Source organism: Scytonema millei VB511283, from assembly GCF_000817735.3.
GTDB lineage: Bacteria > Cyanobacteriota > Cyanobacteriia > Cyanobacteriales > Chroococcidiopsidaceae > Chroococcidiopsis > Chroococcidiopsis millei_B.
The window spans coordinates 76,532-92,084 of the sequence record NZ_JTJC03000005.1 but is presented as its reverse complement, the minus strand read 5'-3'; the positions used below and the strand labels follow the sequence as shown (position 1 = coordinate 92,084).

Annotated in this window: 20 protein-coding genes; 11 read left to right on the top strand and 9 right to left on the bottom strand. The window is 45.9% G+C overall.

Annotated features, from left to right (window positions below; all coding sequences use genetic code 11):
- Positions 1-93 precede the first annotated feature (93 nt).
- The gene (locus tag QH73_RS17965) at positions 94-1,359 is read left to right on the top strand and encodes a M16 family metallopeptidase (RefSeq protein WP_039716051.1); all 1,266 of its coding nucleotides are present in this window, start codon (positions 94-96) and stop codon (positions 1,357-1,359) included.
- Between the two features lie 490 nt (positions 1,360-1,849).
- On the opposite strand, the gene QH73_RS17960 is transcribed toward QH73_RS17965, so the two are convergent.
- Positions 1,850-2,239: a hypothetical protein gene (locus tag QH73_RS17960; protein WP_309476506.1), complete on the bottom strand. Its 390-nt coding sequence runs from the start codon at positions 2,237-2,239 to the stop codon at positions 1,850-1,852.
- Positions 2,240-2,626: 387 nt separating this feature from the next.
- Between QH73_RS17960 and QH73_RS17955 the strand changes: the two genes are divergently transcribed.
- The 5 genes from QH73_RS17955 (at position 2,627) to plsY (ending at position 6,431) form a co-directional block, all read left to right on the top strand.
- Positions 2,627-3,415 (top strand): MlaE family lipid ABC transporter permease subunit, encoded by a 789-nt coding sequence (locus tag QH73_RS17955; protein WP_039716053.1) that lies wholly within the window; start codon positions 2,627-2,629, stop codon positions 3,413-3,415.
- A gap of 36 nt (positions 3,416-3,451) precedes the next feature.
- The gene (locus tag QH73_RS27865; RefSeq protein ID WP_201278211.1) at positions 3,452-3,727 is read left to right on the top strand and encodes a hypothetical protein; all 276 of its coding nucleotides are present in this window, start codon (positions 3,452-3,454) and stop codon (positions 3,725-3,727) included.
- A 49-nt stretch (positions 3,728-3,776) separates the two neighbouring features.
- Positions 3,777-4,169 (top strand): DUF3119 family protein, encoded by a 393-nt coding sequence (locus tag QH73_RS17945; protein WP_039716054.1) that lies wholly within the window; start codon positions 3,777-3,779, stop codon positions 4,167-4,169.
- Positions 4,170-4,367: 198 nt separating this feature from the next.
- The gene (locus QH73_RS17940) at positions 4,368-5,648 is read left to right on the top strand and encodes a DUF3086 domain-containing protein (RefSeq protein ID WP_039716055.1); all 1,281 of its coding nucleotides are present in this window, start codon (positions 4,368-4,370) and stop codon (positions 5,646-5,648) included.
- 111 nt (positions 5,649-5,759) lie between these two features.
- Positions 5,760-6,431 carry a glycerol-3-phosphate 1-O-acyltransferase PlsY gene (plsY, locus tag QH73_RS17935; RefSeq protein ID WP_039716056.1) on the top strand — a complete coding sequence of 224 codons (672 nt, stop codon included), beginning with the start codon at positions 5,760-5,762 and terminating at the stop codon, positions 6,429-6,431.
- A 7-nt stretch (positions 6,432-6,438) separates the two neighbouring features.
- Here the strand turns inward: plsY and QH73_RS17930 are convergent, their stop codons facing one another.
- Positions 6,439-6,627, bottom strand: coding sequence for a hypothetical protein (locus QH73_RS17930; protein ID WP_132867349.1), 189 nt, complete (start codon positions 6,625-6,627; stop codon positions 6,439-6,441).
- Here QH73_RS17930 and QH73_RS17925 point away from each other — a divergent pair.
- Both QH73_RS17925 and QH73_RS17920 read left to right on the top strand, forming a co-directional pair.
- Entirely contained in the window at positions 6,626-7,204 is a 579-nt protein-coding gene (locus tag QH73_RS17925) for an L-threonylcarbamoyladenylate synthase (RefSeq protein WP_039716057.1), read from the top strand. The genes QH73_RS17930 and QH73_RS17925 overlap by 2 nt on opposite strands.
- 104 nt (positions 7,205-7,308) lie before the next feature.
- Entirely contained in the window at positions 7,309-8,292 is a 984-nt protein-coding gene (locus tag QH73_RS17920; protein WP_039716058.1) for a sensor histidine kinase, read from the top strand.
- Between the two features lie 30 nt (positions 8,293-8,322).
- Here QH73_RS17920 and QH73_RS17915 read toward each other — a convergent pair whose 3' ends face one another.
- The 5 genes from QH73_RS17915 to QH73_RS17895 all read right to left on the bottom strand — a co-directional run bounded on the left by QH73_RS17915 (position 8,323) and on the right by QH73_RS17895 (position 12,480).
- On the bottom strand, positions 8,323-8,724 hold the full coding sequence (locus QH73_RS17915) for a hypothetical protein (RefSeq protein ID WP_039716059.1): 402 nt from the start codon (positions 8,722-8,724) through the stop codon (positions 8,323-8,325).
- A gap of 103 nt (positions 8,725-8,827) precedes the next feature.
- A complete protein-coding gene (gene secF, locus QH73_RS17910) occupies positions 8,828-9,796 on the bottom strand; it encodes a protein translocase subunit SecF (RefSeq protein ID WP_039716060.1) in 969 nt (322 codons plus the stop codon).
- Positions 9,793-11,217, bottom strand: a complete 1,425-nt coding sequence (gene secD, locus QH73_RS17905) for a protein translocase subunit SecD (RefSeq protein WP_039716061.1) — start codon at positions 11,215-11,217, stop codon at positions 9,793-9,795. The genes secF and secD overlap by 4 nt, the downstream gene beginning before the upstream one ends.
- 84 nt (positions 11,218-11,301) lie before the next feature.
- Positions 11,302-12,285, bottom strand: a complete 984-nt coding sequence (locus QH73_RS17900) for an alpha-ketoacid dehydrogenase subunit beta (RefSeq protein WP_039716062.1) — start codon at positions 12,283-12,285, stop codon at positions 11,302-11,304.
- Between the two features lie 21 nt (positions 12,286-12,306).
- Positions 12,307-12,480 carry a hypothetical protein gene (locus QH73_RS17895; protein WP_165587728.1) on the bottom strand — a complete coding sequence of 58 codons (174 nt, stop codon included), beginning with the start codon at positions 12,478-12,480 and terminating at the stop codon, positions 12,307-12,309.
- A gap of 560 nt (positions 12,481-13,040) precedes the next feature.
- On the opposite strand from QH73_RS17895, the gene QH73_RS17890 reads away from it, so the two are divergent.
- Positions 13,041-13,238, top strand: coding sequence for a DUF2811 domain-containing protein (locus tag QH73_RS17890; protein WP_015153536.1), 198 nt, complete (start codon positions 13,041-13,043; stop codon positions 13,236-13,238).
- On the opposite strand, the gene QH73_RS17885 is transcribed toward QH73_RS17890, so the two are convergent.
- Positions 13,221-13,403, bottom strand: coding sequence for a hypothetical protein (locus QH73_RS17885; protein ID WP_132867347.1), 183 nt, complete (start codon positions 13,401-13,403; stop codon positions 13,221-13,223). The two genes, QH73_RS17890 and QH73_RS17885, sit on opposite strands and share 18 nt — an antisense overlap.
- A gap of 98 nt (positions 13,404-13,501) precedes the next feature.
- Positions 13,502-14,212, bottom strand: a complete 711-nt coding sequence (locus QH73_RS17880; protein ID WP_039716063.1) for a response regulator transcription factor — start codon at positions 14,210-14,212, stop codon at positions 13,502-13,504.
- Between the two features lie 242 nt (positions 14,213-14,454).
- Here QH73_RS17880 and QH73_RS17875 point away from each other — a divergent pair, with 242 nt between their 5' ends.
- Positions 14,455-14,649 carry a hypothetical protein gene (locus tag QH73_RS17875; protein WP_132867346.1) on the top strand — a complete coding sequence of 65 codons (195 nt, stop codon included), beginning with the start codon at positions 14,455-14,457 and terminating at the stop codon, positions 14,647-14,649.
- Between the two features lie 267 nt (positions 14,650-14,916).
- The gene (locus QH73_RS17870; protein ID WP_039716064.1) at positions 14,917-15,540 is read left to right on the top strand and encodes a CPP1-like family protein; all 624 of its coding nucleotides are present in this window, start codon (positions 14,917-14,919) and stop codon (positions 15,538-15,540) included.
- Positions 15,541-15,553 lie beyond the last annotated feature (13 nt).

The window sequence follows — 15,553 nt, the reverse complement described above, 5'->3', positions numbered from 1 at the left end:
CCCTACACCCTAAACCCTAAACCCCCTACACCTCACACCCCACACCCTTTCTTCACTGACAACTGATAACTGATAACTGATAACTGATTTCCCGTGACAACCTCTTTACCGACTCAACAGATCCATCGCACAGTTTTACCAAATGGCATGGTAGTTCTGGCGATTGAAAACCCAGCCGCAGATATTGTTGCCACCCGTATTTTTCTCAAAGCCGGGAGTTGCTGGGAACCACAACAGCAAGCTGGATTAGCGCATCTGCTGTCTGCGGTGATGACCAAGGGAACCACAGAACTCTCCTCGATGGAAATTGCCGAACGGGTAGAGTCCGTTGGTGCAAGCCTGAGCGTCGATGCAGCCTCAGATTATTTTCTGTTGAGCATGAAAACTGTTTCGGCAGATTTTCCCGAAATCTTGGCATTAGCAGGGGAACTGTTGCGATCGCCCTCATTTCCTGCTGCTGAAGTGGAACTCGAACGACGGCTGACAATCCAACACATTCGTTCCCAGCAAGAACAGCCATTTACAATTGCTTTTGACCAACTCCGACAAGCAATTTACCAAAATCATCCCTATGCTTCTTCTGGTTTGGGATGGGAAGAAACGGTAGCTAAAGTCGAGCGAACTGACTTACAACAATATCACCAAACTTACTTTCGTCCCGATAATGTTGTCATTAGCTTAGCAGGTCGAATTACAGCTGATACCGCGATCGCCCAAATCGAAAAAGTTTTTGGCGACTGGGAAGCGCCGCGATCGCCCATACCACCATTGCAACTACCTAATCTGACTCCCGCCCCTCAACAGCTCAAGACTGCTCAGCCGACTCAGCAATCGATTATCATGCTGGGCTACTTAGCTCCCTCAGTCCATCAATCGGACTATCCAGCCTTAAAACTACTTTCTACCCATTTAGGTAACGGGCTATCTAGCCGCTTGTTTGTCGAACTGCGCGAAAAGTTGGGCTTAGCTTACGAAGTTTCGGCATTTTACCCCACTCGCATGTCACCCGCTACATTTGTCGCCTACATCGGGACTGCACCAGAAAATACCGCGATCGCCCGCGATCGCTTGCAAACGGAAGTCGAGTTACTCTGTCAAGCACAACTCAGCACGGAAGACTTACAAACAGCCAAAAATAAGCTTCTCGGTCAATATGCCCTTGGCAAACAAACGAACGGACAAATTGCTCAAGTATATGGTTGGTATGAAATTTTAGGTTTGGGAATTGAATTCGATCGCTCCTTTCAACAAGAAATTGCCCAAGTGAGTGCTGAAGCAACACAACAAGCAGCTTGCCGTTATTTACTCGAACCCTATATTTCTATGGTTGGACCGGAAACAGCAATCGGCGATCGATGACTTGTTTGTAAACAGTTTTTAGCAATTATTACAACCCATGAAACCTCATAAACTTTAATAAATTAGCAAGCTCTGCCCGAAGAAAGCCATGCTACTTTAAATGAAGGCACAAAAGGAGATTCTTAAGAGAAAAAACTCTTAGAGATTAGAGCCTGTGCCTCCCGCTCTAGTCCTACCGCAAAGTACCTGAACTTGACAATACCTCACTTGTAGTAGAAGAAACGTTGAGTGAAAGAAACGTTCTTGCCTAAATATTTCTACTTTCTAGCAGATAAAAGGAGGTGTCCGGTTTACTAAAGAGTCCCGATTGAGCGACAAATACAAGCCAAGTTTGATTGTCAGGTAAATTGCGAATTTGTCCACCCTATTTGAGTTCATCTAGTTTTTGCTGCTTTTAACTAAATCCAAACTCTCTGAATAACCCGCCTCCCATAAATAACTGAGGCGGGTTTGCTATTTTAATCAGTTATCAATTATCAGTTATCAGTTATCAGTCGCCCCGCAGATTTTGATAGCGGTAGAACGCATATGTATCGAACAGCGCTCCGACTAAACTACAAGTCATACCGATGATACACAGCCCTCGCCAAGCACTACCACTGCCAAACGTAGCTAAGAACTGTTGCATAGCAGAAGCAATTGCCTGACCGATTCCTTGCAAGCCAGGTATGAACTTTAGCAGAGACACGCTTGCTAAACCCCCACCAATGAGAAATGTGGGGACGACAAAGCTCAGAATAATTGTCAGTAATAGAGAACGGAGAAAGTTAGGCAGAATGCTCATGAAGCGTACTCTAGTCAATCGGTTGACAATGAAAATCCGATACGAGTGCCACTTTCTACAATAAGAGCGATCGCCTACCGTTGCCGCAAATTTCAAAAATCTTAAGCGATCGTTAAAAGTTTTGTCTACAACTTCAAAGCGATATTAACGATTGGGGAATTAGATTAAATTTTTCTAGCGGAGCGTGGCGAGACTGTAACGTATTTTTATTGCTAGTAAGTAAGACACGGTAGGCGATCGCAGCATCCGTCCCTAACAACGACTTCCTACTTGAGTTGACCGACAAATTTCTCAGATTCGCTTAAAAATTGGTAAACATTGACGAAGCGAACCTTGACAAGACGGTGCGATCGAACGACACAATAAGGCACAAATCTATCTATGACTAGAGTGAAATCTAGTTATTCTGAGCCTAGTTATTCTGAACCTACGTTATTCTGAACTTAGTTATTCTGGACACAGAGTTTATCGAGCAGAGGAAAATTGAGCGAAGTCAGACCAAGTTCTTTCCTGGGGGTATGGAGTCAGCGATTGCTGGCAGCAATTTTACTAGGCGGGCAAGTCCTAATTCACTTGCTCCAAGGTAGGATTCATCGCCGAAATACTGTAGAACAGATGGCAGCAGTGGGACCGGACTCATTGCTAATCGCCCTCATCACAGCAGTGTTTGTCGGCGCAGTTTTTACAATTCAAGTAGCGCGGGAATTTATTCGATTTGGAGCTGGGACAACAGTTGGCGGGGTCTTAGCTCTTGCCTTAACTCGGGAACTCGCACCTGTATTAACAGCTGTAGTTCTTGCAGGGCGAGTTGGTTCCGCATTTGCGGCGGAAATTGGTACGATGCGTGTCACAGAGCAGATTGACGCTCTTTATATGCTCAAAACCGATCCAATTGATTATCTGGTCATTCCGCGCGTGTTAGCCTGCTGCGTCATGCTGCCAATTTTGACCCTATTATCTGCAATTACAGGTATGATTGGCGGCTTAGCGATCGCAACCAACTTGTATCGCCTATCTCAGAGCGTATTTATTGATTCAGCCCGCAATTTCTTAGATGTCTGGGATGTTACCAGTGCCTTAATCAAAGGTGCTGTTTTCGGAGCAACGATCGCAATTATTGGATGCAGTTGGGGTTTGACAACCACAGGAGGAGCAAAGGGAGTCGGACAATCAACTACAGCTGCTGTAGTCACGGCGCTACTATCGATCTTCATCATGAACTTTTTCTTATCTTGGGTCATGTTTCAAGGCTTGGGGCGATCGACGTTGTGAACCGAAGAGAGGCTAGAAAAGAGATACTACCGAGCAGTGCTGCACAACTTACTTACCGATCGCCCGATCTATCCTGACAACACTATCCACCAGGCACTATCTAACATTGAACCGCGATCGCCGTTACCTTGGCTGCACATTGCCCAAGTCGTTGCCAACCCTCGATTCCACGCGCTTGCTGGCACGGGCGGTGCTGCGCCGAGCAATACAGGATGCAGTGTTGTAATACTAACCCTTAGCCTCCCTCATCCCCATATTCTTACTCCAGCACCGAGTCCCCAGTCTCTAACCCCTCATGCCTATTCCTACTGAACCTTAAAATAAGAGTGTTAGAGTCTATTGTTCAGGCAGGACAAAAACAGTGACGACTTCCCCATCTGTGACATCAACCGTTCAGCTTGCTCCCAGCTATAAGCTGCCTTTATTCATAGTCTTAGGGGCAATTCCTTTAATACTCATTTCAGCTTGGATAGGTGGCATAATTGCCTTATTTGGTTTGTTTCTGATGTTTCAAGCTACAACCCTACGGCTACAATTCACTGAAACTGCCTTAGATATCTACAGAGGAGAAACTATCATCCGGCACTTTCCCTATCAAGAATGGCAACATTGGGAAATTTTTTGGCATCAAGTCCCAATCCTGTTCTACTTTCGAGAAGTGAAAAGCATTCACTTTTTGCCCATTCTCTTCGACCCCAAAATGCTACAAACTTGTCTAGAGCAACGCTGTCCAAGACTAGGAGCTAGAGGCTAGAAGAGAGCGTCGCGAAGCTGTAGTAAGGCGTGGACACCCGAAGGGTAGCTTCTCGGAGGATAGCCTTTCTCGAAGAATGGGAGCAGAGAGAGACAAGGAGGCGGAGGCGCAGAGGAGCAATTCTAATCACTAGTCACCAGCCACTAGTCACCAGCCACTAGTCACTGATAATTGATAACTGATAACTGATAACTGATTATGACTTCAGATGAATCCCAAACACCAAAACCAGATAATCAACCTTGGGAAGATTCAGAGGAACAAGACAAACCTCTAAACTTCTCGACGGATGAACCAAATGGAAAATTAGAAGAAATAAATTTACTTGATGAATCTCAATCTGAATCTAATACAGATAAAGATACAGATACGGACTTAGATTTAGAAAACTTTAACTTTTTTGCCTCGCCATCCGAAGAAGCAGAAGATGAGTTTTTGCAAGAGTTAGTAACGCCAAATTCTGCACGAGAAACTCCAGCGGAAACGCCGCTAATTCCACTGGCAAAACCATCCAACTTGTCTCAACTGCAACAGCAGGAACAAGCCTTAAGACAAGAAATTGCCAGTCTCCAAGCAACATACAAACAGCTATCTGCTCAGTTAGCGCAAACTCAATCTGCTATGAGTAAAGTGGTACAAGAAGGTCTTGCTCAAATGGAGCAACGCAAGCAAGCATTACAAATTTCAATCGAGCAGTTAGAACGGCGGCAAGAACGCATTCGGTCGGAGATGCGGACAAGTTTTGCTGGAGTTTCCCAAGATTTAGCAATTCGAGTGCAGGGTTTTAAAGACTATCTCACAGGCAGCTTGCAAGATTTGGCAACAGCAGTAGAGCAATTAGAGCTAGCACCAAAAACTAGACCAGAGCCGCAACCAGCAGTCAGACAACCCAAACCTCAAGAGCCGGAGCAACCCGCCGCGCCTCAATTTACCGAACAGAGATTTCAAGCTACCACAAAACAAATTCGCCGCCTGCTCGACCAATACCGCAACCAACCAGATTATTACGGTCCCCCTTGGCAACTGCGCCGCACCTTTGAACCAGTGCAGGCGGAACGAGTATCCAATTGGTTTTTCAAGCAAGGAGGACGAGGTGCTTTACGAACTACAGGTAGTCGCCTGCAAAATATTTTAATTAGCTCGGCGATTATTTCAATTCTATACACCTTGTACGATACTCGCCTCCGCATCTTGGTGTTAGCTAATACTCCCGAACGGCTGGGAGATTGGCGGCGGGGCTTGCAAGATTGTCTTGGCATTTCTCGCACGGATTTTGGACCCGATCGCGGTGTAACCTTGTTTGAAGATGCAGAAGCAGCTGCCGTCAGAGCCGAAAGAGCGATCGAAGCCAATCAAATGCCACTGATTATCATTGATGACTCTGAGGAAAAAATTAGCCTCTCTCTGCTACAATTCCCTCTATTACTAGCCTTTGCCCCCGATCCCCAAACTCTTAGAGAAAGAGATTTTGATTATTAATTGGGTAGTTGGTAGTTGGTAATTGGTAATTGTTTTGTCACTTACGACTTACGACTTACGACTTACAACTTTTCCCTTGCCCGTTCTTTTCCTCACCCTAACCCCTCACACATGACTATCTGGCTCACTCTGTGCGTAGTAACTTTACTAGTAGCGTATCTAATTGGCTCTACGCCCACTGGTTACACGCTAGCAAAACTTTTAAAAGGAATTGATATTCGCGAACACGGTTCTGGTTCAACTGGAGCAACAAATGTTTTGAGAACCTTAGGCAAGGGACCAGGAGCATTTGTATTAGTTATTGATGCTCTCAAAGGAGTTTTAGCGATCGCCCTCGTACCTTGGCCGTTTAGCTTTGCTACTGGACAAAATCTTCTACCTCCTACTGTTGACCCTGCACTATGGCTGTCTTGGATGGTAACGTTATCGGGGTTAGCAGCCATTTTGGGACATAGCAAGTCGATTTGGTTAGGGTTTAGTGGGGGTAAATCTGTCGCTACGAGTTTGGGCGTATTATTGGCGATGAGTTGGCAGGTTGCTTTAGCAACTGTCGGGGTATTTGGTGTTGCGATCGCCATCTCGCGGATCGTTTCGCTCAGTTCGATCGCAGGCGCGATCGCAGTTTCGCTGTTGATGCTGCTGTTTCATCAACCTTTACCTTATGTACTGTTTGGGATAGTAGGTGGTATCTACGTCATTCTGCGTCACAAGAGCAATATTCAACGCTTACTAGATGGTACGGAACCTCAAATAGGACAAAAATCATCTACCGCGAATCAGTGAACAGTTATCAGTTATCAGTGGCTAGTGGTTGGTGGCTAGTAGTAGATAGGGTGTGGGGTGTAGGGTGTGGGGTGTGGTGTGGGGATTTTGGATATTGAATTGATTTTCCCCTCTGCTCCTCTGCTCCTCTGCCCCTCTGCTCCTCTGCTCTCTTTCCCCGACTCCCTGCTCCCTGCTCCCTACTCCCTTCTTTCATGCCCCAAGTTTCAATTACAGAACTGGTTGCTGGTGTCCGCGCTGGTTGCGTGGTTAGCTTTCCTACTGATACCGTTCCTGCATTGGCAGCTTTACCCGAACGAGCCGAGCTAATTTTTGCCACCAAACAGCGCAGTCAAGATAAGCCGTTGATTTTGATGGGAGCAAAGGCAGAAGATGTGTGGGATTACGTGGTGGGAACGGAAGCAGATTGGCAAGTTTGGCAACAGGTAGCGGCACGATACTGGGCTGGGGCTTTGACTTTGGTACTGCCAGCAAGCGATCGCGTCCCTAAAGCCATGAACCCTACCGATCCGACGACTATAGGCGTGCGCGTCCCTCAAAGCGCGATCGCGCGAGAGATTCTAGCTCAAACTGGACCTCTAGCTACCACCAGCGCTAATTTATCGGGACAACCGCCATTAGAGACTATGACAGAGATTGCAGCTCAGTTTCCCGATGTTTTATCCCTACAAATCTCAGATGTTTCTGGAATCGGCGTTCCTTCTACTGTAGCTAAGTGGATGGGTAGTGGTTGGGTAATTTTGCGCCAAGGAGCGGTAGTTTTAGAGATATAATTATCAGTCTGTTAACTACGGAACTATCTTGGTCGAGAGAAGCTCAATACTACCAAACTCAGGATAAGATTTCAATTTTTTGTGGTGTGAGTCTTTGGGAAGTTATGAGCTGGAATGAATGGGTGTATTTATTCTTGGGGCTGTTGTTAGGACTGAGCTTAGGTATAAGTGGAAGCTGGTTTCTAGGCAAGTCTAAGCGATCGCTTGTGAATGCTAATATTGCTAACGCTCCCACAACTGAGCAGAAACCTTCCACAGCGGATAGAAATGAGATTCTGGCTCTACAAAGTCAGCTACAGCAAAGCCAGATTGCCTATCAGCTAGCACGGAAGATGTGCCAGTTTAAAGCAGGATTTTTGACCAGAACTGCCCATGAATTGCGATCGCCGCTCAATAGTTTAATCGGTCTACACCAATTGATTTTATCCGATCTATGCGATGACCCTGCGGAAGAGAGGACATTTATTGCCCAAGCTCATCAGTCAGCTTTGAAGCTTATGAATTTAATGGATCGGGCGATCGACGTTTCTCGACTAGAACATGGCAGGTCTCAGCTAGAAATTCAGCCAATTAATTTAGCCGCGCTATTGACAGACGTTTATAATTCTACTTATCTGATTGCTGCTAATCGCAATTTGCGGTTACAACTCTCCCTACCTGAAATCGAAACTTATGTCTTAGCCGACCCGCGCTGGTTGCGGCAAGTCGCGATCGATCTACTTGACATTTGTTTGACTCAAATGCCAGAAGGAAAAATTCTCGTTTCTACCCATCCCTATCTTGCTACTAACGAGATGGCAATTTGGCTAGATGCCGAACTCCCACATCAGATTTGGTCGGACTCAATCGATTTATCTCAGAGCGATCGTTTATCACCATTAGCGATCGAAGATTTTGCATTTTCACCAGGAATGATTTTGCTTTTAGCGCAGACTCTTCTAGACTTAATGCAATGTCGGCTAGAAATCTTATCAATACCAAACTCAACATCAATAGACGAAGAGCATGAATCTTACACGCGACTGCAATTAACGATCCCTTTGGTAATTCTCGAACCTGAAACCGTCTCGGAAGCAACAGAAAACTAGAAAGAATTTCGTCTCTTACCCCTCACACTTCTACTGACAAACCCATTTCCACAAAGGATGGCTTTTACCTTGCTGGCGAATTTGCTGTACTTGTTTCGTTAAGCGCCGTAACTCCTTTGGCGGTAGTCCAAATAGTAAAATGCGCCCCTGCCAAAGGAGATTAGAAATTGTCATGACCGCGCAACAAGCCAAACCAAAAGTGGGTAGAGGCTTATAATAAAGCCCGTATCGTACGGCTACCCAAGTGAAATATTGCAACAATAAACTAATTTCATAACGCAGTCCCCAAAGACTTAAAACACCAACACTCAACCACAAACATCCCACAACCAACCATCTACAATAGGCAATAAGCAGATACAGCTTTTGTACTTGTCGCTCAAAAGTTGGGTCAAGTTCTATCGGCACAAAGGGCGGATCTTCTGGCTGCATCTGATGGGGGAGTCGAGAGTCGGTGAGGGGCTAGTGGCTGGTGGCTAGTGGCTGAATTCTTTATCTAGTCACTAGTCACTAACCGCTAGTCACTGATAACTGTTCACTGGTCACTGGTTGCTGATAACTGGTTGCTGTTTTGAGATTGACCTGTACGTTCTCGCCACAAGGAAAGTAGGGTACTGGCGATAAAAATACTAGAGTATGCCCCAGCAGCGAAACCGATCATGAGTGCTAAGGCAAAGTTTTTCAGCGTTTCGCCACCAAAGATGAATAAGGTGAGCAAAGTCAGCAAGACGGTTAAGGTGGTGTTGATCGATCGCCCCAAGGTTTGATTTACCGCATTGTCTACCACTTGGTCTATTGGTAAATCGGGGCTAATTTTCAGAGTTTCGCGAATGCGATCGTAAATTACCACCGTGTCATTGACAGAAAAACCCGTAATTGTTAGCAACGCAACGATAAATAAACTATCAACTTCAGTGCCTTGGACTAAGCCAAGAATCCCGAAAATCCCGGTGGTAATCAAAACATCGTGGAACAGAGCCACGATCGCAAATATGGCGTAGTCTAACTGGAAACGTAGACTTAAATAAACGACAATTCCGGCAAAGGAGACGAGGAGAGCAATTAAACCCGAAGATAACAACTGTTGTCCGATGGTTGGACCTACTGTGTCGATTTGGGTTGCTTTGGGATCGAACGCGCCAATTTCTTGAGTCAGTGTTTGCTGTAACTGCGTCCTCTCGTCAACATTGAGAGTCTTTGTCCGAATCAAAATCCCTTGTTGTTGTCCGCGTTCGTCACTGAGCAGTTGAATGCTACTATTGCCTAATCCGCGCTCGGACATGACTTGACGGACGGCATTGATATCAATTGGTTTGGCGCAGTTTTCTGGTTTAGAGCAGTCGCGCTGGAGTTGCAATCGCGTTCCACCCACAAAATCGAGGCTCGGACGCAGTGGCGCACCATATTTCTGCCAAGAAATCCCCATCGCCACTAAACCAGCCAGAATCACGATTAGGGAAACTCCCCACCAAAGCGATCGCTGTTTGTTGATATTGAGTTTCATGTCGCCCCCTGTGCCTTATTCGATGCTGGCAAGCTCGGACAGTATAACTCTGGTTTGCGCAAACTGGGAATTGCGATCGCCAACATTAAGAAGGTACGACTACAGGTAATTGCGGTAAACATACTCATGGCAACCCCTAACGCCAGCGTCAGAGCAAAACCTTTCACCAATCCAGAACCGAGCCAAAACAGCGCCGCACAAGCAATCCAAGTCGTAACGTTACTATCTAAAATGCTAGAAAAGGCACGGTAAAAACCTGATTCCACCGAACGATAGAGCGATTTACCCGCCCGTAATTCTTCCCGCGTCCGCTCGAAAATCAGCACGTTGGCATCCACTGCCATCCCAATACTGAGGATAAATCCAGCGATACCTGGCAGCGTCAGGGTGACACCCAACAAAGCAAAAGTTGCCCATGTCAGCAAAGCATAAATTACCAACGCTAGATCGGCTATGAGTCCAGGCAGACGGTAGTAAACCACCATAAAGATCAAGACTAAAGACAGCCCTCCAACCCCAGCATAAATACTGCGTTGAATGCTATCGCGTCCCAAAGTTGCACCCACAGTTCGATTTTCAACGATTTCCACGGGTACGGGTAAAGCACCACCCCGCAATTGCAGTGCTAATTCGTTCGCAGACTCGAAATCAAAGGTTCCCGTAATTTCTGCTCGTCCGCCTGCTATCCCTGTTTTTTCAAATTCTTGACCAACTACGGGCGTACTAATTGGCTTATCGTCGAGAAAAATTCCCAAACGTCTGCCCGTGCCTGCCAATTCTTTTGTCAGTTGAGCAAATAATTCGCCGCCTTTGGCATCAAATTCTAAAGCTACACTCCAGTTGCTGCCTTGTGTAGGTGTCGCCTGAGCGTACTTGAGATTTTTCCCTGTCAACCCCGTGCGCTCGAATAGCTTTGCTTCTAGCTCGGTAATCTCTTTGATTTTGGCTTCTATTTGGGCATTATTTGCCGCGATCGCCTTTTCGTCTCGTTCCTTCGCACTTTGTAACTTTTGTTGTTCTGCCAGCAATCCCTGAATTTGTTGCTGCCTATTATTGACAAAAGCTCTACTTTCTGCATTCTCGCGGCGAAAATCCAGTTGAGCTGTACCACCCAGTACCCTTTCTGCCTGTTCTGGATCGTTGACTCCTGGGAGTTGGACGAGAATTTGGTCTTGTCCTACCGTTTGAATCACGGGTTCCGATACCCCTAGTCCGTTGACGCGGTTTTCCACCACAGTTTGCACTGCTTCTAACTCGCGTTCGGTGATGCGTTTGATTTCCTCGTTAGGCTTGACCTGAATTGTCAGTTGCGAACCCCCCTGGAGGTCTAACCCCAAAGGCACGGGAAATTTCACAATTACGACAATTGCGGCGATGATGAGAACGACAATTAAAGCTAATAGCGATCGCTGTTTTTGCATACTACATGTTGCGGCAACAAGTGCTATACTAACCTCTTTTTGAGAGGCTGGGGACGCTTGAGCTTAGCTCAAGCGTCCCTAAACTTACACCTGAACGGCTACCATCTTTTTCACGGCTTCGACAATTTGCTCCGGTTGTACGATGGTGAGTCTTTCGAGACTGCCGTTGTAGGGAGTGGGAATGTCTTGAGAAGATAGACGCAAGACAGGCGCATCTAATTCGTCGAAGAGGCGATCGTTAATTAATGCGGTCAATTCTGCGGCTATACCCCCAGTTTTCATGCACTCTTCCACGATAATGACGCGATGTGTTTTGCGGACGGAAGTAGCAATGGTTTCTATATCTAGGGGTTTTAGAGAAATGAGATCGATAACTTCTGGATCGTATCCCTCTTTCTCTAGCGGTTTGACTGCTTGCATGACGTGGTGGCGCATTCGCGAGTAGGTCAAAATTGTCACGTCTTCGCCACGTCGCACGATTTCTGCTTTGTCTAACGGGACTAGGTATTCGTGTTCTGGTAGGTTTTCCTTGAGGTTGTAAAGCAGTACGTGTTCAAAGAACAACACTGGATTGTCGTTGCGAATTGCTGATTTCAGCAATCCTTTAGCGTTATAGGGAGTAGAACAAGCGACTATCTTCAATCCAGGCACGGCTTGAAAATATGCTTCTAAGCGCTGCGAGTGTTCTGCACCCAATTGTCTGCCTACTCCCCCAGGTCCGCGAATCACCATCGGAATTTTAAAGTTACCGCCAGAGGTATAGCGCAGCATTCCGGCATTGTTGGAAATTTGGTTAAAAGCCAGCAGCAAAAACCCCATATTCATCCCTTCGACGATCGGTCGCAAGCCGGTCATCGCTGCTCCTACTGCCATACCCGTGAAGCTATTTTCGGCAATGGGGGTGTCTAGTACCCTTAACTCGCCATATTTCTTATACAAATCTTTTGTAACTTTATACGAGCCGCCGTAGTGACCGACATCTTCACCCAAAACGAATACAGTAGAATCCCGCGCCATTTCCTCGTCGATGGCTTCTTTCAGGGCATTAAAGAATAACGTTTCTGCCATTAACCTTACAACTTTAGTTGACTAATCTAGCATCTTAGCGCTAAACAAGGGGCGAGGAGTGAGGAGTGAGGGAAAGAGAGTGGAGCGTGGTGTGGGAAGTATGGGAGAACACTCGAAGAATTTGCTCCCCGCTCTCTCTTGTCTCCTTTGTCTTCCTTGTCCCCCTTGTCCTCTCCCTCGCTGCTCGCTCCTCATTTCTCATCCCTAAATTCAGAGAGCTTTGCAATTCTTATTTTTCTGTCGAGTTTTCCCCAGGTATTCCCCACTGTTTCCACAGGTAGTCTGGGTTTTTCCACAGCAGGCTTGAGTTTTTCCACAAGAGATGACTTCAGATATCTGGGTTTACTGCTCTAGTTGTGAATTTCTCACATCGCTTTCTCTCTGCTGAGAATCTGAGAGATTTTGTAAAGATGTGTGACAAAAATGTGGGCAAAACCCAGATTCTATCGTATTGATTTTTTTGTGTTTAGAACCGTTGTAATATTTCGCAGCATTGACGGGACAGTGAAACTTGTCGCACAATGATGCGACTTCCCTTTATAAAACCTGCCGAGAAAACGATCGGGCGATCGCGCTCCATCGAAGTGATGATTATGCTTTAGCAACGAGGATTTTTCAGTGCCACAGGTGCAATTATGGTTGCTGCACGAACTGCCGAAGGCATTGCATCTTTAAACTGGATTTTTAACTTGCGTTTTTTATGTCGTGGAAGTCAGCTTATCCCATTCATGTAACTGTTTGAAGAGAGGTTCTCCATGTCCGCCACCGTTAGCATTTTGACTGAAATTCCCGAGTCATTACACGAATCAATGCAAAATTACTTAGAAACCCATCCTGATTGGGATCAAGACCGAGTGTTTGCAGCAGCATTATCGCTATTTTTGCTACAAAACAGTAATGGCGATCGCCGTGCCGCTAGAGTCTATCTAGAAACCCTATTTCATCACTCTTGATGGAGAATGAGTAGTCGTTGGTAGTTGGTAGTTGTTGGTTGACAGTTGACGGTTGACAGTTGACGCTGCGCAACACTGCGTGAAGACAGTTGCTCTTTCTCCCTCAGCTCCCGATCGCTCCCCCAGCTCTCTTATCCCTGCTCCCTGCTCCCTATTTTCTGACAAAACAAAGGGGTCTTCAACCGCATGAAGACCCTATAGTTTTTCCCTCAGCAGCAAGAGTTTAGCCTTCTAGCTCTGATTTTGTAATTGAGAGTGGCGCGCTATTGACTTTTCCCAGCTTTACTAGGAGCTTCAAATTTATACCCGACACCACGTACTGTCTGAATCAGGATCGGTTGAGCCGCATCAATTTCAATTTTTTTGCGAATCTGACCGATATGCACGTCTACCACCCGCTGATCTCCTACATATTCATAGTCCCAAACTTCTTGAATTAGCTCGGCACGCCGCCAAACTCGACCTGGATGGCTAGCAAGAAAGCGTAACAAATCAAATTCCAACGCAGTTAAGGGAATCAATTCATTGTTAATTGTCACTTCTCGCCGTTCTGGATCGATTGTCAGTTTATCGAACACCAGACGCTGTTTTTCCGCAGTCGTGACTACTCGTTGACGTTTCAAAATTGCTCCAACTCGGACTTCTAACTCTCCTAAACTAAATGGTTTGGTCAAATAGTCATCCGCACCTTGAGAAAACCCTCTGATTTTGTCTGCCTCATCAGCTCGACTTGTTAGCATGAGAACAAAAACTTTAGTGCGGTTTTGCATCTCTTGGCAGAGATTGTAACCAAGCGTATCTGGTAGATTTACATCTAGGATGACTAGATCGGGGTTAAATTGCTCGAATAGAACCAAGGCAGTCTTACCATCTTCGGCAGCCTCTACCTGATAGTTGTGCTTGGTTAAAAAGCGTTGAATTAAATTACGAATTGATGGATCGTCATCAACAACTAGAATTTTGGCAACAGCCATAGGCATTACTTTGAGCAGAGAAGGAATAAAAAGCCTATTCAGCAACCTGGGTGGTAGCGCTAGAACAAGCAGATCGAAACTACCACAATTATTAATCGATAATTCAGGAATGCCAACTCTGAGATCGACCCTGGTGTTCTAATATACTAGTAGAATTTCCCCTGGGATTTTATCGCCAGTACGGGCGCGCAAATCAATTAGCCCACAATAACTTCAGAAGTTCTCCATCCAATCGAGTCACAGTGGCAAAACGTCAAAAATTGCCAATTACGCAATTGCTTACTGTTGCGATTGCCTCACTGACGGCAGATTGTGCCACCAAAATTTTTTGCTCGACTGCCGATCGCTCAATTCTGCTTGAACTCAGTCGTGCTATTTACGACAGCATGGCTCGGTGTTACAACTTATGTTACGTTTTCGTACAATTACCGAGGTAGAGCAGAGAAGCTTAGCAGTTCTGGTCAAAAACAGTAAAGCAAGTGCCCGATCTCAGTAAATTTGAGGTACAAACCAGGGTCAGCGATCGCATTGCTTAGCAGACATGACAGTAAAAAACGAATAAGTGATATTCTGGTTAAGTACGACGACAACCGGTAACTGCAATAGTCTATTAGAATAGATCCAAATAGGCTAGGCTGACAGCATACGCCTCGTTGTACATTTTTCTATATTCGCCCCTGACTCCGCTAAGGCGATAAATTCACATGATCGAGCAAAGTCCCTACGACAAACTTGGGGTATCAGAAGACGCGACATTCGACGAGATCCAAGAAGCTCGCACTCGCCTCGTGCAACAGTGCAGCAACGACCAGCAGTTGTTGGAGGCGGTGGAAGCAGCTTATGATGCCATTCTAATGGAGCGTTTGCGACTGCGCCAAGAAGGAAAGATTAAGGTTCCAGAAGGTATCCGCTTCGCTGAGACGGCTATCCAATCTCCCCCTAAAGAAGTCTCATCGCCTGCACCCCAAGCCCCAGCGTGGCTGCAAGGTATACAAGACAAGCCTAGCTTGACTGAGATTCTCATGCCTGGAGTGCTGTACTTAGGGTTGAGCTGTATTGGAGTGTTTTATAGCGCTGTCAGCGCTCAAATCTTGCAGTTTTTGTTAATCGTTGGTGTTTGTTCGAGCCTCTATTTTCTCTATCGGAAAGAACAAAAATTTGGTCGAGCAGTACTGCTAACAGCCACGGGTTTGATTGTTGGTTTAATTGGTGGTGGACTGATCGGCAGTTTGTTGCAAACCCAGATTGCCAGCATTGTAACAGTAGAACAATTTTCTACTATCCTAACTTTTATGTTGTTGTGGGTGATTTCTAGCTTTCTACGCTGAGAAAAGAGTGAGA